The 24671-nt window shown below is 60.1% G+C and carries 23 protein-coding genes; all 23 read right to left on the reverse strand.

Features of this window, described 5'->3' with window-relative positions; genetic code table 11:
- Positions 1 to 46: 46 nt before the first annotated feature.
- Complete coding sequence (locus H7B90_RS28765; RefSeq protein WP_185139347.1) at positions 47 to 1204, reverse strand: DUF4349 domain-containing protein; 1158 nt, start codon at positions 1202 to 1204, stop codon at positions 47 to 49.
- Between the two features lie 142 nt (positions 1205 to 1346).
- A complete protein-coding gene (locus H7B90_RS28770) occupies positions 1347 to 2330 on the reverse strand; it encodes an NAD(P)/FAD-dependent oxidoreductase (RefSeq protein ID WP_185139348.1) in 984 nt (327 codons plus the stop codon).
- A 12-nt stretch (positions 2331 to 2342) separates the two neighbouring features.
- Complete coding sequence (locus tag H7B90_RS28775; protein WP_185139349.1) at positions 2343 to 3110, reverse strand: HAD family hydrolase; 768 nt, start codon at positions 3108 to 3110, stop codon at positions 2343 to 2345.
- 67 nt (positions 3111 to 3177) lie between these two features.
- Complete coding sequence (locus H7B90_RS28780; RefSeq protein ID WP_185139350.1) at positions 3178 to 4341, reverse strand: iron-containing alcohol dehydrogenase; 1164 nt, start codon at positions 4339 to 4341, stop codon at positions 3178 to 3180.
- Between the two features lie 18 nt (positions 4342 to 4359).
- Positions 4360 to 4977 carry a DUF1349 domain-containing protein gene (locus H7B90_RS28785; protein ID WP_185139351.1) on the reverse strand — a complete coding sequence of 206 codons (618 nt, stop codon included), beginning with the start codon at positions 4975 to 4977 and terminating at the stop codon, positions 4360 to 4362.
- Positions 4974 to 5792, reverse strand: a complete 819-nt coding sequence (locus tag H7B90_RS28790) for a BtpA/SgcQ family protein (RefSeq protein WP_185139352.1) — start codon at positions 5790 to 5792, stop codon at positions 4974 to 4976. The genes H7B90_RS28785 and H7B90_RS28790 overlap by 4 nt, the downstream gene beginning before the upstream one ends.
- A 60-nt stretch (positions 5793 to 5852) precedes the next feature.
- Entirely contained in the window at positions 5853 to 7472 is a 1620-nt protein-coding gene (locus tag H7B90_RS28795) for a gamma-glutamyltransferase family protein (RefSeq protein WP_185139353.1), read from the reverse strand.
- A 12-nt stretch (positions 7473 to 7484) separates the two neighbouring features.
- Positions 7485 to 8267: an SDR family NAD(P)-dependent oxidoreductase gene (locus tag H7B90_RS28800; protein ID WP_185139354.1), complete on the reverse strand. Its 783-nt coding sequence runs from the start codon at positions 8265 to 8267 to the stop codon at positions 7485 to 7487.
- Positions 8264 to 9796, reverse strand: a complete 1533-nt coding sequence (locus H7B90_RS28805; RefSeq protein WP_185139355.1) for an FGGY-family carbohydrate kinase — start codon at positions 9794 to 9796, stop codon at positions 8264 to 8266. The genes H7B90_RS28800 and H7B90_RS28805 overlap by 4 nt, the downstream gene beginning before the upstream one ends.
- Before the next feature lie 32 nt (positions 9797 to 9828).
- Positions 9829 to 10767, reverse strand: a complete 939-nt coding sequence (locus tag H7B90_RS28810; protein WP_185139356.1) for an acetamidase/formamidase family protein — start codon at positions 10765 to 10767, stop codon at positions 9829 to 9831.
- 69 nt (positions 10768 to 10836) lie between these two features.
- Positions 10837 to 11733, reverse strand: a complete 897-nt coding sequence (locus tag H7B90_RS28815) for a VOC family protein (protein WP_185139357.1) — start codon at positions 11731 to 11733, stop codon at positions 10837 to 10839.
- 28 nt (positions 11734 to 11761) lie between these two features.
- Positions 11762 to 13036: a Rieske 2Fe-2S domain-containing protein gene (locus tag H7B90_RS28820; RefSeq protein WP_246578620.1), complete on the reverse strand. Its 1275-nt coding sequence runs from the start codon at positions 13034 to 13036 to the stop codon at positions 11762 to 11764.
- Between the two features lie 94 nt (positions 13037 to 13130).
- Positions 13131 to 14444, reverse strand: a complete 1314-nt coding sequence (locus H7B90_RS28825) for an ABC transporter substrate-binding protein (protein ID WP_185139359.1) — start codon at positions 14442 to 14444, stop codon at positions 13131 to 13133.
- Positions 14445 to 14535: 91 nt separating this feature from the next.
- A complete protein-coding gene (locus H7B90_RS28830) occupies positions 14536 to 15369 on the reverse strand; it encodes a carbohydrate ABC transporter permease (RefSeq protein WP_185139360.1) in 834 nt (277 codons plus the stop codon).
- Entirely contained in the window at positions 15366 to 16241 is an 876-nt protein-coding gene (locus H7B90_RS28835) for a carbohydrate ABC transporter permease (RefSeq protein WP_185139361.1), read from the reverse strand. The genes H7B90_RS28830 and H7B90_RS28835 overlap by 4 nt, the downstream gene beginning before the upstream one ends.
- A gap of 237 nt (positions 16242 to 16478) precedes the next feature.
- Positions 16479 to 17228 (reverse strand): DeoR/GlpR family DNA-binding transcription regulator, encoded by a 750-nt coding sequence (locus H7B90_RS28840; RefSeq protein ID WP_185139362.1) that lies wholly within the window; start codon positions 17226 to 17228, stop codon positions 16479 to 16481.
- A gap of 20 nt (positions 17229 to 17248) precedes the next feature.
- On the reverse strand, positions 17249 to 17605 hold the full coding sequence (locus H7B90_RS28845) for a Rieske (2Fe-2S) protein (RefSeq protein WP_185139363.1): 357 nt from the start codon (positions 17603 to 17605) through the stop codon (positions 17249 to 17251).
- Positions 17602 to 18717 carry an amidohydrolase family protein gene (locus H7B90_RS28850; RefSeq protein WP_246578621.1) on the reverse strand — a complete coding sequence of 372 codons (1116 nt, stop codon included), beginning with the start codon at positions 18715 to 18717 and terminating at the stop codon, positions 17602 to 17604. The genes H7B90_RS28845 and H7B90_RS28850 overlap by 4 nt, the downstream gene beginning before the upstream one ends.
- A gap of 210 nt (positions 18718 to 18927) precedes the next feature.
- Positions 18928 to 20022 carry a TetR/AcrR family transcriptional regulator gene (locus tag H7B90_RS28855; RefSeq protein WP_185139364.1) on the reverse strand — a complete coding sequence of 365 codons (1095 nt, stop codon included), beginning with the start codon at positions 20020 to 20022 and terminating at the stop codon, positions 18928 to 18930.
- Positions 20019 to 21374, reverse strand: a complete 1356-nt coding sequence (locus H7B90_RS28860; protein WP_185139365.1) for a zinc-binding metallopeptidase family protein — start codon at positions 21372 to 21374, stop codon at positions 20019 to 20021. The genes H7B90_RS28855 and H7B90_RS28860 overlap by 4 nt, the downstream gene beginning before the upstream one ends.
- Positions 21371 to 21997 (reverse strand): cysteine hydrolase family protein, encoded by a 627-nt coding sequence (locus H7B90_RS28865; RefSeq protein ID WP_185139366.1) that lies wholly within the window; start codon positions 21995 to 21997, stop codon positions 21371 to 21373. The genes H7B90_RS28860 and H7B90_RS28865 overlap by 4 nt, the downstream gene beginning before the upstream one ends.
- Positions 21998 to 22030: 33 nt before the next feature.
- The gene (locus H7B90_RS28870) at positions 22031 to 23110 is read right to left on the reverse strand and encodes an LLM class flavin-dependent oxidoreductase (protein WP_185139367.1); all 1080 of its coding nucleotides are present in this window, start codon (positions 23108 to 23110) and stop codon (positions 22031 to 22033) included.
- A 287-nt stretch (positions 23111 to 23397) separates the two neighbouring features.
- Positions 23398 to 24660 carry an adenosylhomocysteinase gene (locus H7B90_RS28875; protein ID WP_185139368.1) on the reverse strand — a complete coding sequence of 421 codons (1263 nt, stop codon included), beginning with the start codon at positions 24658 to 24660 and terminating at the stop codon, positions 23398 to 23400.
- Positions 24661 to 24671 lie beyond the last annotated feature (11 nt).

The raw sequence follows: 24671 nt of genomic DNA on the forward strand, positions 1-24671 counted from the left end.
TTCTCTCTGCGAAAGTTGAGGATTAAAGAACAGAACCTCCGTTCGCCTATCGGTCGTTCGGTTCCTCGGACGGCTCTCGGGAAGCCTCGCCCGCCGCAATCGATTCCTCATGGGGAGAGGCGTCTTCGGTCGAGATCCGCGCGGCTTCCGGCTTGGCGTTGAGCTCTCTTCTTCTCGCCTCCGCCCTCGCCCGCCTTGCGCGGCGGGTTCGCAGCGCGACCCAGGCGACCGGCCCCCCGACGAGGATGAGGACGAGCAAGACCGGCAGGATGGCGGCGAGAAAAGTAAGGATGCCGGCTCCGACGTCTCCGAGCACGTTCAAGCTGGCCTGCATCGTATCCGACAGCTTCCCGCCCAGCGACTTCTTCTTCTCCGGTCCTTGCGCAGCGTCAACTTCCTCGCCGATCGACTCGTAGAGACGCAGATTCACCGTCGAGTAGGCGACGTTCTGGTCGAGGTACCGCATCCGGCCCTTGATCTGCTCGATCTCTTGCTGGACGCCGCCGAGCTCCGTCGAGAATCTCACCAGGTCGTCCGCCTTCGTCGCCTTGTCCATGAAGGCGAGCAGACGAGCTTCGACCTTCTGCTTCGCTTCGAGCCTCGCCTGCAGATCCACGTATTCCTCGGTGACGTCGTTGCCCTGCATCTTGCGTTCGAAGCTCTCGCTTGGAATCTCTTTGAGAAGGGTCAGAAAATTGCTCAGTCCGGAAGAAGGAACCTTAATGACGTACGTGGACCCGATCTCATGCTCGCTCTTCGTATCGGCGAATTGGACGATGAAGCCTCCGCTCTGGAAGATCGCGTTGCTCACCCGCTCTTCGGCTTCGGCGAAGCTCTTGGCCTTCAGAACGACGTTCGCCGAATAAATCATCTTCCGGTTGAAGCCCGCGTTCGCGTCCGCGATGGCGCCGAGCGATGCCCCCTCCGGCGAACCGAAGGAAGCCGCGGAAGTCCCGCCTTCCGCGGGAGCTTCCGCCGCTTGGGCGGGAGCGGCCGCTTCTCCCGATTCGGCGGAATTGGCCTGGTCGGCGGCCGCGACGGATGTGTCGAATTTGACGGACATCTTCGCCTCGCTCAGCTGCTCCTCCCCCGGAGCCGGTGCTGGAGCGGAGCTTGCGGCCGCTTGACCGGCAGGAGCGGAGTCGGAATCGTCGCTGGAGCCCGAGCAGCCGGCCAGGACGGCTGCCCACAGCGCGAATGCCATTGCGACGGCCAACCCTCTTGCGCGTCGTATCGCTTGTCTTTTCCCCCGCATATCGAATCCCCCTCATCGTCATCTGACCGTTCAGACGCAAGGGGATGGTTAAATGTTACAGTTCTTACAGAGAAAATTCCCTGAACGGAGATCATCTCTTCATATGGCTGCTATGGCCCGGCGACAGCTTCGACGACGGGTCGATATACGTCTTGGCGTTGTTGACGGCGGTCGCCGCTTCACCGAACCCGACGACGATCAGCTTCAGCTTGCCTTCGTAAGCCGTAATGTCGCCGGCGGCGAAAATGCCGGAAACGCTCGTCTCCATTCGCGAATCGACGAGAATAGAGCCCCCCTCCATCTTCAGCCCCCAGTCCGCGATCGGGCCCGGTTGCGAGAGAAAGCCATAGCTGACGATGACGTCGTCCGCCTCCATCTCCTCTCGCTCTCCGCTCGCCGAATGAAGGAGCGTCACTCGTTCGATTCGCTCCTCGCCCGTAAGCCCGGCAATCTCCCAGGGCGTCTTGGTTGCGACGGACGACTCTCGTAATCTCGCGACGCTATGCTCATGCGCGCGGAACTTGTCTCTTCGATGCGCAAGCGTCACCTTCGCGGCGACCGGCTCCAGCATAAGCGCCCAATCGACGGCGGAATCCCCTCCTCCGGTGATCAGAACGCGCCTTCCCCGGAACCTCTCGAGATCCGTCACCGAGTAATGCAGATTCGTTCGCTCGTACTTGCCGGCGCCTTCGATCTCGAGACGCTTCGGACTGAACGCGCCGACGCCGCCTGTAATCAGTACCGCCTTCGCGCGCAGCGTCTCCCTGGTCAACGTTACTTCGAACAGACGTTCGTCGAGCTTGCGCACCCCCAGCGCCTGTTCGTTCAACCGGATATCGATAGGAAAATGAGACATTTGCTCTACGAGCCCGTCCACCAACCGCTGCGCGGTAACCTTCGGAAAGCCCGCCACGTCGTATATAAACTTCTCCGGATATAAAGCGGAGAGTTGGCCGCCGAGCTGCGGCAAGCTCTCTATCAAAGTGACGGTAGCGTTCCGCATTCCGCCGTAGTAGCAGGCGAACAATCCCGCCGGACCTCCGCCGATGACGATTAAGTCGGTGCTGTCGCTCATCGCTGCCTCCCCTTACCCTTCCGTTACGATAATCTCCTCCAGCGATCCGACGATCGCGTCGGCGAACGGCCGCATTTTCTCCCGCATCTCCGGATCGTCGGGAATGCCGATGCCGAAGCAGCCTGCCTGCCGGGCCATCTGCATGTCGATGAAGGAATCGCCGATCATGGCAATCCTCTCCGGTCTCGCTCCCGTCCGCTCGGCGATCCACTCCAGCATATCCGGATTCGGCTTGCCGCGGCGGACGTCCGCCGGCGTGACGATAAATGCCAGCTCGCCGACCGTTGCGTAACGGCCCACCGAATCGATTGTGCGGCGGCTGTCGTCGGACGTTGCGATGCCGTAGCGAATCCCCGCCTCCCGAAGCCGATCGAATACGGCCGGAAAGCCCGGCTTCGGCAGCAGGGCGTCGAACACCGCGAATTCCCGGTCCGACCGCTCGAACGCGGCGACGGCCGCTTCCCGGCACTGCCCCCAATCGCCTCCGCCGCGCCGCATCAGCAGGGAAGCGGTGATTACCGCCTCTTCCTGGGGAGAGGCCAGCGCGAAGATGCCGTTCGGATCGGCCCCTGCGATCTCCCCGTCTTCGTCCGCTGTCCTGACGCCAAATAGATCGATCCAATCGCACAGCTCCTCCGGCTCGAGCAGCCGCGACAACTCGCGCAATCTCGCCTCCGCAAGACGCTTCCAGAAATACTGGGAATCGAACAGCAAGCCGTCCTTGTCGAAGACGACGACTTCGACGTCCAATGTCCGCCCGTCCGCTTGAAGAATCGCCATCTCCCGTTATCCCCTTCCCACTGCCTCTCGTTCCGACCCCCGCCCTTTGCACGCGCGCAATCGCATGTCACATGGCCAGCTTGTAGATGGCGAGCACATCCTCGCGACGCAGCGTCTTCATCGTACCGAATGGACCTCTGGCCATCGCTTTGTCGGCCATCGCTTCGAAGCTCTCGTCGCCGATTCCGAAATCCGCCAACCGGCCGGGCGCTCCGATCGACGTCCAAAATTCGCGCAGAGCTCGGATGCCGGCCATCGCCGTCTCCCGATCCGAACGTCCGGCCGCATCGACGCCGAACACTTCGACGGCCATCTGCTTGAACTTCGCCGCGCCCTCGTCCAGCACATGCTCCATCCAGCAAGGATACAGGACAGCTAGCCCTGCTCCGTGCGCGACGTCGTACATTGCGCTGACCGCGTGCTCGATGTTGTGCGTTGCCCAATCGCCGGGCGCTCCCATCGCCAGCGTCCCGTTGAGCGCCATCGTTCCGGCGTAAAGAATCGTCTCGCGGGATTCGTAGTCTTCGAGATTGCGCACCAGCTTCGGCGCGGTCTTGATCACCGTGCGCAAAAGCGCTTCGCAGAAAGAGTCCTGCACCGGAACGTTAGACGTATGGTGGAAATATTGCTCCAAAATATGCGTCATGATGTCGACGATTCCGTTGATTGTCTGGTCGAGCGGCACCGTGCATGTAAACGACGGATCGAGAATCGAGAACTTCGGGTGGTTAAAGTGCGCCCACCAGCCGTTCTTCTCCCTCGTCTCCCAGTTTGTAATGACGGAAGCCGCATTCATCTCGGAGCCGGTCGCCGCCAACGTCAGCACCGCCCCGTAAGGAAGCGCGCCAGGCGCGTACAGCTTCTTCGTGATAATATCCCACACATCGCCCTCGTAGACCGCTCCGACGGCAATCGCCTTCGCGCAATCGATGACGCTTCCTCCTCCGACTGCCAGCAGGAAGTCGATCCCCTCCCTCTTGCAAATGCCGACTCCTTTATGAACCGTGGTTAGCCGCGGATTCGGCTCGACTCCTCCCATCTCGAACAACTCGTTCCCGGCGCGACGCAGCTGCTCCATGACGCCATCGTAGACGCCGTTGCGCTTGATGCTCCCGCCGCCGTAGACGACCAGCACCTTCCGTCCGAACGGCTTCAGTTCCTCCGCCAGCCGCGTTAACGTCCCTTTGCCGAAAATAAGCTTCGTCGGGTTCATATGCACGAAAGTCTCCATCGGCTTTAGCCTCCTTCGTTAAGATACCGTTCTGACGTCCTCCACGGCACCCTCCGACGTCTCGAAGGAATAGAACGTCACCTTGCAGCGGTCGGCGAACGGAGCTTGCGCCACGACGCCGATCTTCAGCTCGTCCGGAACCTCCATCCGAAAATAGCGCACCAGCTCCCAGTTCGTTCCGTCCTCGGAATAATGGAAGGCGAACGCGCTCCCCGAGCGCGCCAGCCGCAGGAACGGAGTCTCCGTCCCGGACGCCATGGAATTGCAATCGTCGGATCTTGACCGGGTGACGACGGTGACAATCGTAGGCACCCGATTCATGTATTCGAAGCAAATCTTCGCCCAATTCGAATCGTCGGACATCGCCATGAGGCAGCCCGAATCGCATTGGGCGGCCATCTCGACGCTCAGCCGGACATTGGCGACAAAGTCGCCCTTCAAGACGGCATACAGGAACGGCGCCGTCGCCACGGAGGAATCGGAGCCGGGATCGTTGAAGAAGTCGGCCCGCGCCGGGGCAACCATCGTCAAACGGCCGTCCCGGACGCTCCACTCGTCCGGCTCGTTCATCCAACTTAAACCGCAGCCCTCCGAGACCGGCGGACCGTCTCCCAGTTCCCGAAGACGCCGCTTCATTTGACGAGTACCCCCCGAAACTCCTTCACCTTGTCCATGAAGGCTCTCACCCGCTTCTCGTCCACATGGTTCTCGAACTTCCCGTCCGTCTTGAACGTTGTTCCCACGACCGCGCCGTCGGCGATCGCAAGCTGCCTGTCAACGTTGTCCAGCCTCATCCCCGTATTCGCCAGCACGACGGTGCCCGGCACCGTATCCTTCACTCGCTTCAGCATCGCTGAATCCGTCTCGGCGCCCGCCGTCAAGCCGGATACGCAGAGCGCGTCGGGGCGGTTATTGAACACGGTCGAGCGGGCAATGCTCTCGATGTCCCGCTGTGCCAGATATTGCGCCGCCTCGGGCACGATGTTGAACAGCAGCTTGACGTTCGAGGCGCCGATATATCGCTGATGGCGGACCGTGTCGCCCACGTTCGTGTTCCATAGGCCGAAATCGCTGGCGTAAACGCCGGTGAAAATCTCCCGCACGAACTTCGCGCCGGTCGCCGCGGCGAGGTCGAGCGACTTCTTCGCGTCCCACAGCACGTTGACTCCGAACGGGACCCGGATATCCGGCATCAGCTCTCCGATTATGCGGGCCATGGCCGCTACCGTCTCCGTGCGGACGTCCGTCAGATAAGGCAAGCTGAACTCGTTGGAGAACATGACGGCGTCCACGCCGCCATCCTGCAGCGCCTTCAAATCCTTTCGGGCCCAATCGACGACCTCGTCCATTCCTTTGTCCGGGTCGAAGCTCGGATCCCCGGGCAGCGCGTTGAAATGGCACATCGCGATAATAGCCTTCTCGGTGCCGATAACATCCTTTAACCAGGTCATCCTTGCACGCTCCTCCAACATCGATTCATGATAGCTGTCGCAATCGCGAGCCGCCGCCCCTTACCAGGCAACGGCCGCTCCGTCCGTCCGCGGGTCCGTCCCTCCGCACAACACGCCCGTGCGGGGATCCCGCCAGATGATCTGCCCTCTGCCGAACATGCCGGGGTTGTCCCCGACAGCCACTTCGTGTCCCCGGCGACGCAGCGACTCGGCCAGCTCCTCCGGGAACGAGGGCTCGACCAGAATTTTCACGCCTTCGTCCCACCGCCAGCGCGGCATGTCGAGAATCGCCTGCGGGTTGAGCCCCTGATCCAGCGCGCCCAGCACTACCTGGAAGTGCCCCTGCGGCTGCATGAACGCCCCCATGACGCCGAACGGGCCGATCGCTTCTCCGCCCTTCGACAGGAAGCCCGGAATGATCGTGTGATACGTCCGCTTGCCCGGCTCCAGCGCGTTGCGGTGCGCCGGATTCAGCGAGAACGAGTGCCCGCGGTTGTGCAGCGCGATGCCGGTTCCCGGCACGACCAGTCCGGAGCCGAATTCCATGTAGTTGCTCTGGATATAGGAGACCATGTTGCCCTCGCCGTCGGCCGTGCACAGGTAGACGGTTCCTCCGGTCGGAATCGGCGGCGTGCGCGGCACGATCGCCTCCTCCCCGATGCGCCGGCGCTGGCGGTCCGCATATTCCTCCGAGAGAAGCCGCTCGACGACGTCCTCCCGCAGCTTGGACGGATCGGCAATCTCCTCCAGGCCATCTTCGAATGCCAGCTTGATCGCTTCGATCTGACGATGCAGGTACCGGGCGGGATCGTCCTCGCTCGTATCCAGTCCTTTGAAAATATTAAGCGCCATGAGCGTCACGATGCCTTGGCCATTGGGGGGAAGCTCCCACACGTCGTAGCCCTTGTAGCTCGCGCGGATCGGCTTCACCCACTCGGGCGCGAAGCCCGCCAAATCCGCCTTGCGCAGATACCCTCCGCCCTCCCGCGAGAATCGGTCGATACGATCGGCCAACGCCCCGCGATAGAACGATTCCGCCCGGGTATCCGCGATCTCGGACAACGTCTCCGCGTGCCGGTGCGAGGACCAAATCTCCCCCGGCTTCGGCGGAGCGCCGTTCGGCATGAACAGCTCGCTCCACCGCTCGAGCAAGGGCTCGGGAAATTCCTGCAGATGCCGCTCGTAATTGCGATGCCAGAAGGCGCTGAGCGTCGGCGATACCGCGTATCCGTCTTCGGCGTAGCGAATGGCCGGCTCGAGCAGCTCGCGAAGCGGCAGCCGGCCGAAGCGCCGGGACAGCTCCGCCCAGGCCGAAGGAACGCCCGGCACCGTTACCGGGTGCCAGCCGTACTTCGGCATCGCGGAGAAGCCTTGCTCCTTCAGCTTGTCGATGGAGATCGCAGCGGGCGCGGGGCCGCTGGCGTTCAGGCCATGCAGCTCGCCCTTCGTCCATACGAGCGCGAAGGCGTCGCCGCCGATTCCGTTGGAGGTCGGCTCCACGACCGTCAGGCAGGCTGCCGTCGCGACCGCCGCATCGACGGCGTTGCCGCCTTTCTTCAGAATGTCGAGCCCCGCTTGCGCCGCCAACTGCTGGGAAGTCGCCACCATTCCTTTTCGGCCGTATACTGTCGTTCTTCTCGATGCGTGCGGATAGCGAAGAGCGTCGAATTCGATCCCCATCGTTCCTTCCTCCTACAGCAGGTGCGCCCCGCCCGTCACGTCAAGCGCTTCCCCGGTAATAAAATCCGCTTCGTCCGATGCCAGGAAGCAGACGGACTTCGCCACGTCCTCGGGCTCCTGGATGCGGCCCAGCGGCGTCAGCTTCACGTATTCGTCCTTCACCTCCTGCGGCGTCATCCCGCGCAGCTCCGCTTCCCACACCAATTCCCGATCCTGCATTCCCGTGCGGACGAAGCCGGGGCAGACGCAATTGACCGTCACGCCGAATGGAGCGAACTCGACCGCCGCGCTCTTGGTGAAGCCGACGACTGCCCACTTTGACGCCGCATAATGCGCGAGCAGCGGAGTCGCCCGCTTGCCCGCCATCGAGGCGGTGTTGATCATCTTGCCTCGACCGCGTGCCTTCATATAGGGGAATACCGCCTGAGTGAACAAGAATACCCCCTTCGCGTTCACGTCGAAGTTGAAGTCCCATTCCTTCTCGGTCAGGTTCTCGATGCGATTCATCGTCGACACCCCTGCGTTGTTGCACAGGATGTCAATGACGCCGTACTCGCCGATAATTCCACGAACCGTCGCCTGTACCTGATCCTTGTCGGTCACGTCAACGGCCGCAAATCCGTGGCGGGGGGAACCGCTGCCGGGCAGTTCCCCTGCGGTCGCCTCAGCCGCTTCGCCGTTCAAATCGCAGACGACGACCGTCGCTCCGCTCATGGCGAGACGCACGGCGATGCTGCGGCCGATTCCGCTTGCCGCCCCGGTAACGACGGCCACTTTGCCTTGCAGGTTGCTCATTTCGGTTGCTCCTCCCGACTCTCCGCCGCTCCGTCGTACAGCTTGCCGATCGAAGCGAACAATGGTTTTAACCGCATATACAGCTCGCGGTATATAGCATAGGCTTTATCGTAGATAGCCGCCCGGTGCGGGGACGGCTTATAATCTCGGTAATCGGTTAGAAAGTCTCGTATTTGCTCCCAGCGCTCGTAGACGCCCTCCGACTTGCCCGCCAGGAAAGCAACGCCGAGCGCAGATCCCGGATGGGAAGGATAGGAGCGAATTTCGGCGTTGAGCACATCCGCCGCGATCTGACACCAGAACTTGCTCTTCGCGCCGCCGTTCGTGGCCAGAATTCGCTTGGGCTCGTAGCCCAAGCCGTGAATGACTTCGAGATGATGGCGAAATCCGTAGATGACCGATTCGAGAATAGCCCTGAAGATGTGCTCCCGCTTATGGGCCAGACTAAGCCCGAACAGGACGCCTCTTGCTTCGGGGTCGAAGATCGGCGTTTTCTCTCCGAGGAAATACGGAAGTACGACGAGCCCGTCCGATCCCGGCGGGACCTGCTCCGCTTCGCGGTCGAGTCTGGCGAACAAATCGGGCGATTCGTCCTGCAGCAGTTCGTTCGAATACCACTTGACGAGCGAGCCGCTCGACGCCATGCATCCGTTCAACAGGTATTTGCCGGGGTAAACGTGATAATCGAAGAACAGCTCCGGGGCGGGACGGATCTCGTTCATGCAGTAGAGGATGTCGCCCGCTCCTCCGAACTTTATCAATAACTCGTCCTGATCGATAATGCCGGCGGCCAGCGTCGAAGCGATATGGTCGGCACTGCCGGCAATGACCGGCGTTCCGGCCGCAAGCCCGGTCAGCGCAGCCGCCTCCTCGGAGACGACGCCTATTCTCTCTGCCGATTCCTTCACCTGGGGGAAGACGTCAGACGGCAAGCCGAGCAAGTCCAGTTGTTCCGCGATCCATTCCCGCTTGCGAATATCGTACAGGCCGCTCTCGACCGCCCAGTTGATCTCCAGCGCACGAACTCCGGTCAGCTTGTAATTCAAATAATCGTAGGAGCCGAGAACGGATTCGATTCGCGGCCATATCTCGGGCTCGCACTCGCGAACCCATAGCAGGCGCGGCAGCGCATGCTGCTGGTTCGTGAACCCGCCGGTCGCTGCGAACAGCTTCTCCTGATCGAGTTCCCTCTTGAGCCGTTCGATCTGCCCGGTCGCTCTCGCATCGTTCTGCTGGATGCTGTTGCGCAGCGGCTCTCCCTTCTCATCCAATAGGACGATGGCGGGAACCATGCCGCTCACCCCAATCGCGCGAATGCCTTCCCTCGCGTCCGGAACCGCGGCGAGCGTCTCGCGGACGACCCGGATCGCATTGCGCCACCACTGTCCGGCATCCTCCTCCGCCCAACCGGGATGCGGAGACAATAAGTCGTGCGCCGCGCTCGTCTGGTAGACGATGCGATTCTCCGACAGCAGGATCGCCTTGACGGCCGTCGTACCGACATCGATCCCCAAGGAATAAGAGGACACATTCATCACCTCGTTCGTTCTGGTAGCCGCCCTTAAGCGATGATGACGGAAGTGTCGAACAATCCGTGGACACCCTTGATGCCGTTGACCGCCTGGGTGACCCGGAAGTCGGCGCAGATGCTGCACAGCCGGTAGGCTTCGCGGCGGCTCAGTCCGAATTGCAGCTCGAGCAGTCCGATCATTTGATTCGCGCTCGCCTTGAGCGCGGTCGCCCAATCCTCGTCGAAGCCCATGCTGATCAGCGTCGAGCCCCGGCGCGCGTACGGCCAGCTCTGACCGGTTCCTCTCAGCAGATCCAGTTTGAACCGCCCTTCGAGCGACGTCTCGATCGCGGTCACGTCGATCTCGCCGTCGCCCTGGGCGCCATGTCCGTCCCCCGCGTAGAACAGCGCTTCCTCGCGCATGACCGGAAGATAAAGCGTCGTACCCTCGGTCAGTTCCTTATTGTCCATGTTGCCTCCGTAGCGGCCCGGGGTTACGCTCGTAATCCGGCCCCAATCCTCCGGCGGGTTCACCCCCATGATTCCGAAGAACGGACGGAGCGGAATCGTCGCCCGCCCCAGCCGACCGAAGCGGCGTTCCTCGTCATACGAGACGATCGCCACTTCCGCCTCGTCCATCTCGTTATAGAAGAGCCCGGACATCGGACCCATATAATTGAAGCCGTAAGCGGCATCGATGCGAATCCGCTCGATATCAACCGCCAGCGTGTCTCCGGGGGAAGCTCCCTTGATTGCGATCGGGCCGGTCAAAATGTGCACGCCGGGTCCGCGATCCGTCACCTTCCGGTAAATGTCCTTCAGGGAATCCGGTATCCAATCGTGCGGCACTTCGTCGTCCGGCGTTCCCGAGACGGAGCGGAGCAGCACGGAATCGCCAGGCTCAACCTCAAGCACCGGGCGCTGCCGGCCTCCGATATAGCCCCACACGACGGTATCCGCAGAAGCTTCAAGCCGATGAAGCTTGGCCATCGTTCCTCTCACCTCTTCATCGTTCGCAGACTCTTCCTTCGTTTATTGCAGCCCGCTTCTTTATCCCGGCTATAAAATCCCGCACGTCGTCAATCGGATGCCGATGCCGAACGGATCCTTGAAGTACCAGCCGTCTCCGCGGGCATCGACGGGGATCGAGCGAGCGGAGAACTCCTCCAGCAGCCGTTCGATGCGGCCGGGATCCGGGTTCACGATCGTAAAATACTTCAGGCCGGCAGCCCCTTCAGGCGTCGGCGGCGCTCCCGCTCCCGCCCAGACGTTCAGACCTAAGTGGTGGTGGTAACCTCCCGCACCGGCGAATATCGCGGACGGCCCATAGCGGAGCATGATGCGGAAGCCTAGCAGACGGCTGTAAAATGGCTCGGCGCGATCCAGATCGCCAACGTGAAGATGGACGTGGCCGACCTTCGTACCGACGGGCAGCCCTCTCCATTCGCTCCCGCCCGCTTCCCGCAGCAATCCCGCGGCGTCGAGCGGATCGCTCTTCATGAACACTTGCCCATCGGGCAAGTAACGCCAATCCGACCGGTCGCGATCCCGATAGATCTCGATTCCGATTCCGTCCGGATCCGACAGGTAGAGCGCCTCGCTGACGTCATGGTCCGCCGAACCGAAGCCGATCCGCTTATCGACGAGATGCTTCAGCATGAGACCCAAGTCTCTTCGGTTCGGGACGAGCAGGGCGAAATGATACAAGCCGCTGTGCCCGCCCGGCGGCAGCGCCAGGGCGTTCGGAATTTGTTCCAATATAACCAAGGGATAAACGCCGTCGGCCGTCAGTCTGACCAGGCCGGCGTAGCGGTTAAGCACCGAGAGACCGATCACTTCGGTATAGTAGCTAACCGATTGTTCCAGGCTGCTTACCTTGAGATGAACAGCCCCCATCTCGGTTCCGGCATGCGCCTCCTTGTCGGGCAGCTTCGCCTCCGTCGGCTGCAAGACCATCGGGAATTCCCCCTTCCTCGAAGTCGAATCAGTTGTTGACCGGGTTGTCGGCCTTGGAAGGCTCGAAGACCGGATCGAGGGGACAGGCTTCCTTCCAAGGAACTCCCGGCGGGGCAATGACGCCTTCGCTGTAGATGCGTTCGGTCGGAATGCCCGGATCGAGTCCGGGCGGAATCTCGCCCTTCTGCAGAAGCTTGATCGATTTTAGCACCATGCGCCGCAATGCAATCACGCCGACGTCGCTTGTGCCGAGATGCTCCTTCGACCGGTCGACGATCGGCCCCATGCTCTCCGTTACCGCGTGATCCTGATTGCTGATGCCGAGAATACCGGAGAAGTTCCCGCTCTCCATCAGCGACCGATCCTGCTTGTAATTGTTGTCGCGGTTGTATATCTTCTTGTAGTTCTCATCCACCCACAGACCGCGCCGTTCCATCTGAGTGTCGTGGTTCAGCGGGCGGTCCAGCGTAAAATGAACGTCGTACGACCAGGTCGTCGTGTCGTCGATCGGCACATAAGCGTGGAACAGATGGTCCTCTTCCTTGACGCGCGGCGTGAAGGCGAAGGAAGGCATCAGAATGGGAGCGTCGAGAATGAATTGATCGGCATTCTCCGATGTGTCCGCCTGACCGACGAACATATTGCGGAAGCCGTACGTTGTCGGTTGAACGCTGAGAAGCGGATTGCGCGATGTGACGAGAGGATGCGAAGGGTTGATGCCGAGTTCCGTGCTTAACGCCCCTTCCTTCATATCTTGCTCCTTCAAGGCCAGATGGGCGAAAGCCGCGTGCATGTAATCGATCTCGTTCTCCCAGATCTGAAGGTAATTGCATTCCTGATATACCTTCGCCACCATCCGGTGGGATTCGGGAAGCGAGGTCCAGATGAACTTAGGAGGAGCGGGCATGCGCTCCGGTTCGCCCATGTAGGTCCAGGCGATGCCGCCCGTCTCGCAGACGGGATAGCTCAGGGCCTTGATCTTCTCCTTGAAGCGGCTGAAGTCCGGCTCCGAAGGCATATTGGTGCACGAGCCGTCCGTATCGAACGCCCACCCGTGATAGATGCAGGCCAAGCCGCAATCGTCGTTGCGGGCCAGCGTCAGCGAAGTACCGCGGTGCGGACAGAACTCGCCGAGCAGGCCGATCTTCCCTTCCTTGTTCCGATAGGCGACCAGGCGCTCGCCCAACAGTTTGACCGGCAGCGGCGCGCCCCCCGGCTTCAACTCCTCGGAGAGACAGGCCGGGATCCAATACCGGCGGAACAAATTGCCCAACGGGGTGCCGGGTCCGACTCTTGTAATCAACTCATTGTCTTCCTGCGACAACATAAAGCAAGTCTCCTTCCGATCGATTGCGTTCGCATCCGCCGCCCGGGGTCCCCCAAGCGGCGGATTTGCGTCATTTCGACATCTTCTCCCAGACCGCTTGGAGCTCCGCTAACGTCTGTTGCTTGTCCAGCTTGCCCGCGACCATCTTGATCAACGTGTTGCCCCACTCGGTCGTAAGCCCCTCCGGATACTTCGGATATTCATAGGCCAAATACTTGCCCTGGTCCATATAGGCTTTGATTCCAGCCCCGATCGAGCCCAGGCTGGCGGCGTCCGTCTCAAGCCCCTTCAAGACGGGCAGATAGCGGAAATCCTTGACGTACCATTCGCGGCCGGCGTCGGAGCTGTACAGCCAATCGATGAATCGCTTCGCTTCTTCCTTGACTTTCGAATCTTTGTTGATCGCCAGATAGGAGGACACTTGCACAAACACCCGGTCGTTCAGATCCGCGTCGTCGTTCAGCGGGGTGCCGAACACGCCGACCTCGAAGCTGGGTTGCGTTTGGTCGAGCAGAGGCTGAGAGCAGGAGCAGCCGAGCGTGATGGCGCCCTTACCGGCCGCGAAGTCGGTGATCATGCCGGTATAGTCGATCGACATCGGATTTTTGCTGGCATGATCGGTTTGCAGTTGGACCAAATCGAGCATATCCGAGAAGAGAGGGTCTTCCGTGATCTTCTTCGCTCCGGACTTCAGATCGGACAGGAATTGGTTCGGGTCGGACTGCTTGGCCACCGCATTGTTCGTCTCGAACACGCCCGGCACGTAGAAGTTGCCGTAGTCCGGTACGAACGCCTTGAAGCCCGCCGCTTCCAGCTTCGCCACCGCATCCTTGAGTTCGGTCATTGTCTTCGGCGCCTCGGAGATGCCCGCCTTGGCGAAATCATCCTTGTTATACATGAAGCCATAGCCTTCCATCGACAGAGGATAGCCGTACACCTTGCCGTCCTTCGTGATGCCGTCCAACGAGCGGTCCAGCACCGCGCTCTCCCATTCCGAGCCGGACAGATCTTCCATTTTGTCGACCCAGGTATCCAAATCCGTAAAGCCCGAGTTCGTGAATATGTCCGGACCCGCGCCTGCGGCGAACTTCGTCTTCAGATTCGTGTTGAATTCGCCGCCTTGGGACGTCTCGATGTTCAGCGTAATGTTAGGATAGGCCGCTTCGTAAACCTCTTTGAGCTTCTTGAACGCGTCGACGCTCTCCGAACGGTTCAAGTACAGATTAAGGGTCGCTTCGCTCGGCGCAGCCGACCCGGCCGGGGACGCGCCCGAGACGCCGCCGGCGTCGTCCGTGCCGCCGCATCCGGCGAGCGTCAGCATCAAGGCGGCGAACCCGGCCGCGAATGCCGCTGCGGACATCCGTTTTTCTAACTGTGTTCTCATGCGATTCTTCTTCATTTCCTCCACCCTCTCCTAACGTTTCTTTGATCTATAAATCCAGAGCCGAGGAAGCTGATGAGAGAAGCGCGACCGCTTATCCCTTGATTCCTCCGCTCGAGATTCCTTCGACGATCTGGCGTTGCATCAGAAGGAAGAACAGAACGCTCGGAGCGAGCGACATGACGATGCCGGGAAGCGCGACGTCCCATCGCTTCATGTATTGACCGAACATCGTGTTGATGGCCACTTGAATGGTGCGGTTGTCCGGACCCTGCAGCACGATCATCGGCAACAGGAAGTCGTTCCAGATCCACAGCGCGTTGATGATGACGACCGTCACCGTAATCGGCTTGAGCAGCGGCAGCACGATCCGGAAGAAGACGCTGTAAACGCTCGCCCCGTCGATGAGCGCCGCTTCTTCGATCTCGTAGGGCAACGCTTTGACGAAGCCGTGATAAAGAAAGATGGCGAACGCGAGGCTAAGGCCCCAATAGGCGAATACGATGCCATGCAGACTGTTGATCATTCCAAGCTCGCGCAGTACCTGGACAAGCGGGATCATGATCGCGTGGAAAGGGATGACCATCGATGCGACGAAGAGACCGAACATCGCGCGGTTGAACCGCCCGGAACGTCTCACGATCTGGTAGGCGCACATCGCGGAGATCAGCGTGACTCCGAGGACGCTGAAGACATCGATAAGGAGAGAGTTCAACAAGGCGCGGGGGAAGTTCAGAACGTTCCAGGCCGTCTCATAGTTCGACCACACGTACTCCCGAGGCAGGGAGCCCATATTCATCAGGATGTCGTTCATCGTCTTTAAGGAATTCATCAGCGCCAACGCCAACGGGTACAAGAACGCAACGGAAACGACGAGAAGCATCCCCTCCGCCGCGATCAGACGCTTGCGCGCTCGCCTTCCGATCATGCTTCCACCTCCTTGCGCTTCGTCAGAAGCACTTGCGCGGCCGTAATGACGACGACCACCGCAAAGAAGATGACGGCTTTGGCGGAGCCCAGTCCGAAATGGTTGTCCCGGAAGGCTTCGTAATAAATGTTCATCGCGACGGATTCGGTCGAACCGAACGGTCCGCCGGAGGTGAGGGAATAGTTCAAATCGAAGATTCGGAGAGTGGAGCTGATCGTCCAGAAAAGGCAAACGGTGATGGAGGCCATGATAAGCGGGAACGTAACCTGGATCAGCAAGGTCCAACCGGCCGCCCCGTCGATTTGCGCCGCTTCCCGAATCTCGGCCGGGACGCCCGCCAAGCCCGCAATATAGATAATCATCACGTAGCCAAGCCCGTGCCATACGCTCACGATGACCAGCGACCAGAATGCCGTGTTCTCATTGCCGAGCCAGGGGATCGTGAATAGATGCCAGTTCGTCGCTTCCCCGATCGCCTCGAAGCATTTGGTGAAGATGAAGTTCCACAGGAATCCCAGAATCAGTCCGCCGAGCACGTTAGGGACGAAGAAGACGGCCCGCCAGAGGTTGCGGAATCGAAGCTTCTTGGTGAGCAGGAAGGCGAGACCGAAGCCGATCACGTTCATAAGCAGGGCGATCGCCAGCGTAAGCCGGATCGTGAACCAGAAGGAGCGGATGAAGTCCGGGTCGAACAGCGCCGACCGGTAGTTGTCGAAGCCGACCCAGGAATAGGACGCGGAGGCTCCGTTCCAATCGGTCATCGAATAATACAATCCGAGCAGGAACGGGATCAGGAGTACCGCAAGATAGACCAAGACGGCAGGTCCCATAAATACGGTCTGACGTATCGCTTCGAGCAATCTCTTCCTCATGGCAGCCATCTCCTACAGCTTATGGAGTCATATATATGTCATTTTTAATTACATAAAGGACCTGAAAAGGGTCTTCATCCATTAGCTAAACTAAATAACCTCGATTCGAGTAAGATTATTTGACTAAAACATGACATTAAATGGCCGCAGAAGCCCCCTCTCCGACCAGGCAGAGAGCCCCCCCTATTATTCGGGAGAGCAACCCCAGCCATGCGTCGCGGAAGGCCGATCCATTCTTCAAACCAACGTTAATTTAGCGCCCAATTCAAGCTCGTCGGCAAGCCGCACTCCCTCCAGTTCGTTGGTCACCAACTCGTCGATGTCATCGTAATCGCAAACCTTGACCAATGAAGTCATGCCGTACTTCGAGCTGTCGACAAGCGCAATCACCTTCTTCGACCGTTCGATCAGCGCCCGTTTGATCTCGACTTCTTCCAGAGCATAGTCGGTCGGTCCCTCCGTCTTGGAGAATCCGCCCAACCCCAGATAGAAGCGGTCGAAATGAAATTGCTTGATCGTCTCGATCGCCAGGGAACCTACCATCGACATTTCCTGTTTGCGGAATCCGCCGCCGATTACGTAGATATTGTGCTGGCTCCGCGACAAGACCGAGGCGATCTGCAGAGAATAAGTAAATATCGTCAACCCTTTGCGCTTCAACAGCTCTTTGGCCAGAGCGGCCGTGGTCGTTCCGACATCGAGAGCGATCACTTCGCCTTCCTCGATCTGGTCCGCCGCATATTGCGCGATCCTCTGCTTCGGCCCCGCATTCTGATTCAGCCTCTGGTTGAACATAGGCTCTACGCCAAGCCCCGGCAGCGAGATCTCGCCCCGCCTCTTCAGAACGAGCCCCTGGTTCTCCAGCAGCACCAGATCCCGGCGCACCGTCGCCTCCGACACTTGCAGAAGATCCGCGAGCTCTTCGACCGTCGCGGGCGACTTTTTACTCAGAAACCTTAAGATTTCGTTCTCCCTGCTACGCGACATATCGCCTTCCACTCTCCATCTCAATAATGGATGACGACGTCCCCTCCCTCGACCGTCACGTCGTATCGCTTGACGCAGGCTCGACGGTCGTTAAACAACGCGTTGCCGCTCGTCACGTCGAATTCCCACCGGTGCCAGGGACAACGCAGGACTTCGTCGTCTCTCCCATACACGTATTCCCCTACTGTAGAGGGCAGTGTCGTCCCCGTCAACTCCCCCTCCGACAACGGAGCGCCTTGATGCGGACAAGCGTTCATGAGCGCGCAATAATCTCCGTTGCCCAACCGAACCAGCACGATGGAGCGGCTCCCCACTTGAACAGCCCTCTTCTGGCCGGGAGCCATCTCTTCCGAACCGCATGCCACCACTTGTCTCATCGGTCTGTCCCCCCCGCCGTTTTCGGAGAATCGGGCAATCGATAGAAGTTTTTCGCGTTATCGTAGAAAATTTTCCTTTTCAATTCCGGCGAGAAGGTCGTCGGAAGGCTTCGCGACGGCGAGTCGAAGTCCCAGTGGGGATAGTCCGTCGAGAACATAAGCAGTTCGTCGCTCTCCATCATCTCAACCATGCGAAGCATATGCTGCGGATTCGGATCTTCGATCGGCTGCGTCGAGAAGCGGAAGTGTTCCTTGATATATTCGCTCGGCAAGCGTTTGACCCACGGAACCTCGCTGCGCAGCGACTTGTAGTTGTGGTCCATGCGCCACATAAGGGACGGAACCCAGGTGAAGCCCCCTTCGATCATCGCGACCCGGGTTCCCGGGTATTTGTCGAATACCCCGTTCAGAATGAGGTTGACCGCCATCCCCATGAACGCCTGCGATAAGATCGTATGCCACTCCACGTAGTAGCGCGGCTGGCCGAAGCCCGTCGTCACCGAGTTGCCCTGATGCATTCCGATAACCAGGTTCTTGCGCTGCGCCGCTTCGTAAATCTTATGATAATAAGGATCCCCGAGAGGCGCCGTGCCGATCGGCAGAAGAACCTGCACCATCTTCGGATGGTCGCCCCACTTCTCGATCTCCCGCACCGCCGTCTCCGGCATCTGCGGAGCGACATGGATGGAGCCGAGGAAGCGGTCGTCCTTCTCGAGCCAATTGCGTACGTACCACTCGTTATAGGCGGATGCCAGCTCGGCCGCCAATTCGAACTGCGCCTCCATCGTCGCCGGATAGAACAACCCCGTCAGAATCGCGTACGTCATATCGTATTTATCGAGCAGCTGCTCCTTCAATACCCCGTAATCCGACCCCGGCACGTTGCCGTTCGGCAGAAGCGAATCGAGGCGCGAGCCTCCGATCGGATGCGTGTACTTCAATTCGCCCCAGCCCGTCCAATGCTTCATGTAACCAAGAAACGGCTCCTTCATGTAAGGCAGCAGATCCTCGATCGACACCATTCGTTCGTGCACGTCCGTATCGATAATCGGGAAAGTCGCCGGCCCTCCTTGCTTCCCCTCCGATAACGCCTCGGCAGACATTGCAGACATTCGGTCCCCTCCTCGTCCAATTGAGTTAAATAACCTAACGCATAGAAGTTGAATCCGTGCTCGATTTAGGTCGATTGTATCCCCGTAGGAATTTAGTGTCAATAATAATCACGTTATAATCACATAAAATCAGATATATTGCTAAGAACAATCAATTATCTGACATTTTTATAACGCTTTCTCTACAGAATATCTACATATCGTTAGGAATCAAGTCAACCGGAGCCAGGTCAGGCATCTCTTTGCATAATCGCCCGGCGTTTGCCCGCGCAAGCGGGAGATCGCATAACCTCCCAGCTCGTTGAACGATTCCTCGAGCAGCCGCTGCAGCCGTTCGGCTGCAGCATGGCCGCCGAGCGTCCAAATGGCGAAAGCTCTCCCTTCCGCCGCCGCCGGATGGCGCTTTAGCTCTTGAAGCCAAGCGCCGAGCCACCCCGGCATCTCCCCTACCGATGTCGCAGCAAACAGAAGAATAAGACCGCCCTCGCCGGTAAGAGCCTCTCCGGGCGTCCGCTCGTCCACCGTCCGAAGCTCCGCTCCCAAGCCGTCCTCCAGCACCTTCAACATTTCCTTGACCTCCGGCTCTTCGGCTTCGCCGGCCTCCCCAGAAGGCCGCAGCACGGCAATGGCGGGAACTCCGCGGGAAGACGAAGCCGGCCGGCCCGGCTTCTCGTCCCTCGACAGCAGGCCGTGAAGCGTCAATCCGACCATCTGCTCCACAACCTTCGCATGCAGCTCCTCCTCGCTTCCTTCCTCTCCGAGAATCGAAGCCAAGTCCTTGGCCGAGCGAAAATAAAATTGGTCCATCATCCCGAACATGAGGAACAGGAGCGCTTTCTCGTTCGCCTGCGAGCGGATGGCCCCCTCGCTTTTCCATGAGGCCAGCTTGTCCGCGATATCGTAGAAGTCTTGCGTCCACAGGGAAGACGCATACTTCTGGAACAAGCTCCCTCCTTCCAGCGTCTCCCAATGAAAAATTTTGTACAGATGCGGCATTCGGACCTTCATCTCGTACTGCGCCGTGACGTATTCGCGGATAAAGTCCCGGACGTCCTTGCCCTCCCAATCGAGTCGGCTCAGCATGGCCTCCCACTGCGAGAACAAGCCGTTCAGCACCTCTTGGTACAGCCGTTCCTTGGACTCGAAATAATAGTAGATCAGCGCCTGATTGACCTTCGCCTTGACGGCGATTTCGCCGACGCGGGTTCCCGGGAAGCCGCCGGCGGCGAACGCTTCTTCCGCGGCTTTCAAGATGCGCTCCCGAACGGAAGCTTTGTTGTCCGGCGAATCGCAACTCTCGCTCATTCGATTCCCTCCCGAATCCCGTTGCACACGAGCCAGGCCGTCGCTCCGTAAATGACGGCGGCGTCCACCATGTCGTCGACCGAAGGCCGGAATCGTCGCGGTCCGTACGTAGCCGCCGGAATGCCGAACATGTTGAACACGTTGTGATCGCGCCACATGCTGGAATAGACGGAGTGGCCGATCTCCGCGCCGCCTTTGCCGCTCGACCGGCTCGCGGCGTCGATCGCGTCCCGCAGCGGCCTTACCTTCCGTTCGTCCGCCGCGAAGCCTTGCCGGTAGACGATCGGCTCGATCCTGCCTTCGAACCGTTCTTCCGCCAGCACCGCTTCCAGCTCGCGCTGTACGTCCGCGATCGCTTGGGCCGGTGTGAGTCCGACCTCCAGATAGAGCGAGCAAACCTCGCTGCCCCCGCCCATAATATGAGGATCGCCGCCTCGAATGGCGACGATCTGCACCTTCGGAACCGCCGTACCGCCGGCCGAGAGGTAGACGTGCCGCTCCTCGTAGCCCGCCGCCCAGCGCTGCACCGCTTCGATGAGCGGGGACGCGAGCACCAGCGCGCTCGGGTGGTCCCGCAGCCGCGGCGGATGTGTCAAGAGCGGCGTAAACACGTCTTGCCCGTAAATATCAACCCGAAAATTCGCGTATCCGCATGAGACCCACGTGATGCCGAAGTCCGTCCCTTCCGCCGCCACGGCAAAGTCCGGAGCCACTCCTCCGTGCGTCATCATGTATTGGGCGCCGATCTCTTTGCCGTGGTAAATCGACCCTTGGAACTCCTCTACGTGCTCGGGTCCGATCTCCGCCGGGCAAGCCGTCAGATAGAGATGGCCGTTCAAGACAAGACCGGCCCGCTTCAACGCCTTCGCTCCGATCAGGAAGCAAGCCATCGGCCCCCGGTCGTTCTCGACCGGATGACCCGAGAACACGCCGTCCTTCAGCTCCGCGCGAATCCAGCCCGGATCGTCGACGGAGCCTCCGGGGCGGTACTTCCAGCTGTCGCGCCAGTTGTACTGCGGCGCTTCCGTGTCGAGGTGGCTCGTGAACAGCAGATTCCGCCCGTTCGCCGGATCGGAGCCGCCCATTCGCCCGATAACGTTAAAGCGGTCCGGAACCATCCCGATCCGCTTGGGCGAGAAGCCTTCCTTCTCCATCCATGCGTAGACGTAGTCGCCCGCATCCTTCTCGAATCCGGGCAGGCTGCGAATGTTGCCCAGCTCCAGAATGAGATCGATCAGCTCCTGCCGGTCCACATGGGCGCGGATAAGCGCTGCCGCCTCTTCGAACGTCAAGCTCTTCCTCTCCGTGATTGCCGCCTTCTCCTTCGAGGAATCCGAGTTCCTTGGCGTCATCCCGTCTCTCCCTTCCCTGCCGCCCAGTCGCGCAGCACGTCCTCCGTCTCCGCGAGCGAGGCGAAATTGAGGGCCATCAGCCTGAGCGACATGTCATGCAGCTCCGGCTCGTAAGCCGCGCAAGCGTCCGTAATGACGAACGTCTCGTAATCGAGCATGAAGCCGTCCCGGACCGTCGATTCCACGCAGCATTCCGTCGTCACCCCGGTGACGACCAGCTTGTCGACACCGAGACCGCGCAGTACAAGCTCCAAATTCGTGCCGATGAACGCGCTGTACCGCTGCTTGTCGACTACGTAATCCCGCTCTCCCGGGTACAGCTTGTAGAAATTCGCCCCCGGCGTTGCCGCTCTGCATACCGCGGCGCCGGAGGCGTCGGCTCCCTGCCTGGCGTACCAGGCGAGCATCGCCTTCGAATCCGTATGCGGCGCGGTCACCAGCCGCACGAAGACAACCGGAACGGCGGCGGCATGAGCCGCCTCGATCAAGCGTTCGATGCGTTCGATCGCCGGATCCACCTGCGATAGATCCGCGCCGAATCGGCCCATCAATCCTTCCGGAGCGCAGAAGTCGTTCTGCACGTCCACCACCAATAGCGCCGAGTTTTCGTTAGGTACTCTCATCCAGCCGCTCCGTCCCCTCCGGCCCGCGGCCGATTATTTCGCCGCGCGCAGCAGCGGCAGCACTTTCTCCCCGAAATAGCGCAAATCCCCGATATAATCGGCGAACGTCAGCATCATGCCGTCCAGCCCCGTCGTCTCCATGATGTGCCGGATTTGTCTCGCGATGCTCTCCGCGTCGCCTGTCAGCATCTCGTTCATGAACACATTGCGCGCCCGCGCCTGCATCGAGTTCTCGCGGCCGTCCGGCTCCAAGCCGTAGCTGCGCAGCAGGCCCTTGATCGCTTCCAGGTCGGCTCCGTCCCGATAGCTTTGCAGCCTCCTCTGCACCTCGTCCTCCGAGTCGCCCGGCAACACTCCGAACATCGAATACGTCTTGATCGTCTTGCCGCGTTCGGCCGCCATCTCCTTCGCTCGAGCGCTCACCTTGGCGAGCTCCTCCAGATCGCGTCCGCCGATGAAGCAGGCATCGCCTTCCTCGATCGTGAAGCCCATTCCTTTCTCGGAGGCTCCGGCGCAGATGATCGGCGGACGCGGCTTCTGAAGCGGCTTCGGGCTCGACTCGCAATCTTCCAATCGGAAGTAATCGCCTTTATGGGTTACCCGCTCCTCGCTCCAGAGGCGCTTCACGACCTGAATCCACTCGCGAGCCAGATCGTATCTGGCGTCATGGTCCAGATGCTCCGGCCATGTGCCCATCTGGCGGAACTCGCCGGCATAGGAGCCGGAGACGACGTTCATTCCGATTCGTCCGCCGCTGATCTGGTCGAGCGTCGAGAACATCTTCGCCGCGACTGCCGGATGATAGAGAAGAGTGTGGACGGTGGCGAACACCTTCACCCTGGACGTCGCCTCCGCCAGCGCCGCCATCATCGTCATCGATTCCAGCGATGTCCCCCAATGATTCGTCTCTCCGCCGTACCCCTTCCACTTGGCCATCGACATGATAAAGTCGAGTCCGAGCTCTTCCGCCAGCACGGCCGCCTCCCGGTTAAGAGCATAGCTTCCGTCCGGACGCGGCTCCGCAGTCGAGATAACCCATCCTCCGTTCGCTACCGGAAGGAACACGCCAAAATCGAGCTTGTTAAAATCGAGTTCGTTGGAAGTCGCACCCATTGTTCATCTCTCCTGTTCTTGGATTGATTCCTCTTAACCAAAAAGTAAAACCATTTGATTGTTTGGTTAAAATATTTGCTCCTAAAGTAGCACACGCCCCTGGACGCGTCAACGCACCTCGCTTATATTCGTTCATAATATTCAAATAATTCAGTTGTCAGCGGACCGTTTTCTAGCGAAAAATAGCAATCGTCAGCCGAGCGGCCATAAAAAAACGGCCCCTCCCGAAGAGGCTTCGGGATGAGGGCCGTGTTTAATGATTATTCTGCCTTGAGTCGACCAAAAACTCAGTGAGACGCCCAGCTGTCGAGGTACGCCTTCTGCTCGGCGCTGAGGCTGTCGATCGAGATGCCGAGCGACTCGAGCTTCGTGCGGGCGACTTGCTCGTCGAGCTCGTAAGGCACGTTGACGACGCGGTTGCCGATCGAGCGGTAGTTGTCGTTCACGTACCTCAGCGAGAGCGCTTGAAGCGCGAACGTCATGTCCATGATCTCGGCCGGGTGTCCGTCGCCGGCGGCCAGGTTGACGAGGCGTCCTTCGGCCAACACGTAGATGCGGCGGCCGTCCTTTAATTGATACTCTTCGATGTTGCGGCGAACGGTGCGCTTGGACACCGACAGCGCGGCGAGCTCGACGAGGTTGACTTCGACGTCGAAGTGGCCGGCGTTGGACAGAATGGCTCCGTCCTTCATGTTCTCGATATGATGGCCGCGGATGACGTCCTTGTTGCCCGTCACGGTGACGAAGAACTCGCCGACCTTGGCGGCTTCGTCCATCGACAGCACGGTGAAGCCGTCCATGTAGGCTTCGACCGCCTTGATGGCGTCGACCTCCGTGACGACGACGTTGGCGCCGAGCCCCTTGGCGCGCATGGCGACGCCCTTGCCGCACCAGCCGTAGCCGTTGACGACGACGGTCTTGCCCGCCACGACCAGGTTGGTCGTCCGGTTGATGCCGTCCCAGACCGATTGGCCGGTTCCGTAGCGGTTATCGAACAAATATTTGCAATAAGCGTCGTTAACGGCGACCATCGGGAACTTCAGCGAGCCTTCCTTATCCATCGCCTTGAGGCGCAGAATGCCCGTCGTCGTCTCCTCGGCGCCGCCCCGGACGTTCGGGAGCAGGTCCTGGCGCTCCGTGTGCAGGATGGTGACGAGGTCGCCGCCGTCGTCGATGATGAGGTCCGGCTTCGTCTCCACGGTCTTCACGAGAAGGTCGTGGTACTCCTCCGGAGTCGGGTTGTACTTGGCGTACACGGCGATGCCGTCCTCCACGAGGGCGGCGCACACGTCGTCTTGGGTCGACAGGGGATTGCTTCCCGTGATGACGACTTCCGCCCCGCCGGCCTGCACGACCTTGGCCAGGTAAGCGGTCTTCGCTTCGAGATGAAGCGAGATCGCGACGCGCAGCCCCTTGAACGGCTGGTCGCGCTCGAATTGCTCGCGAATCCGGTTCAGGACGGGCATATGCGCGGAAGCCCAGTCGATCTTCAGCTTGCCCTCCGGCGCGAGGGACGGATCTTGGATGATGCTCTTTAACGTCGTTTTCATACGGGGTAATC

It is taken from the genome of Cohnella xylanilytica (assembly GCF_014212175.1).
GTDB classification, from domain to species: domain Bacteria; phylum Bacillota; class Bacilli; order Paenibacillales; family Paenibacillaceae; genus Cohnella; species Cohnella xylanilytica.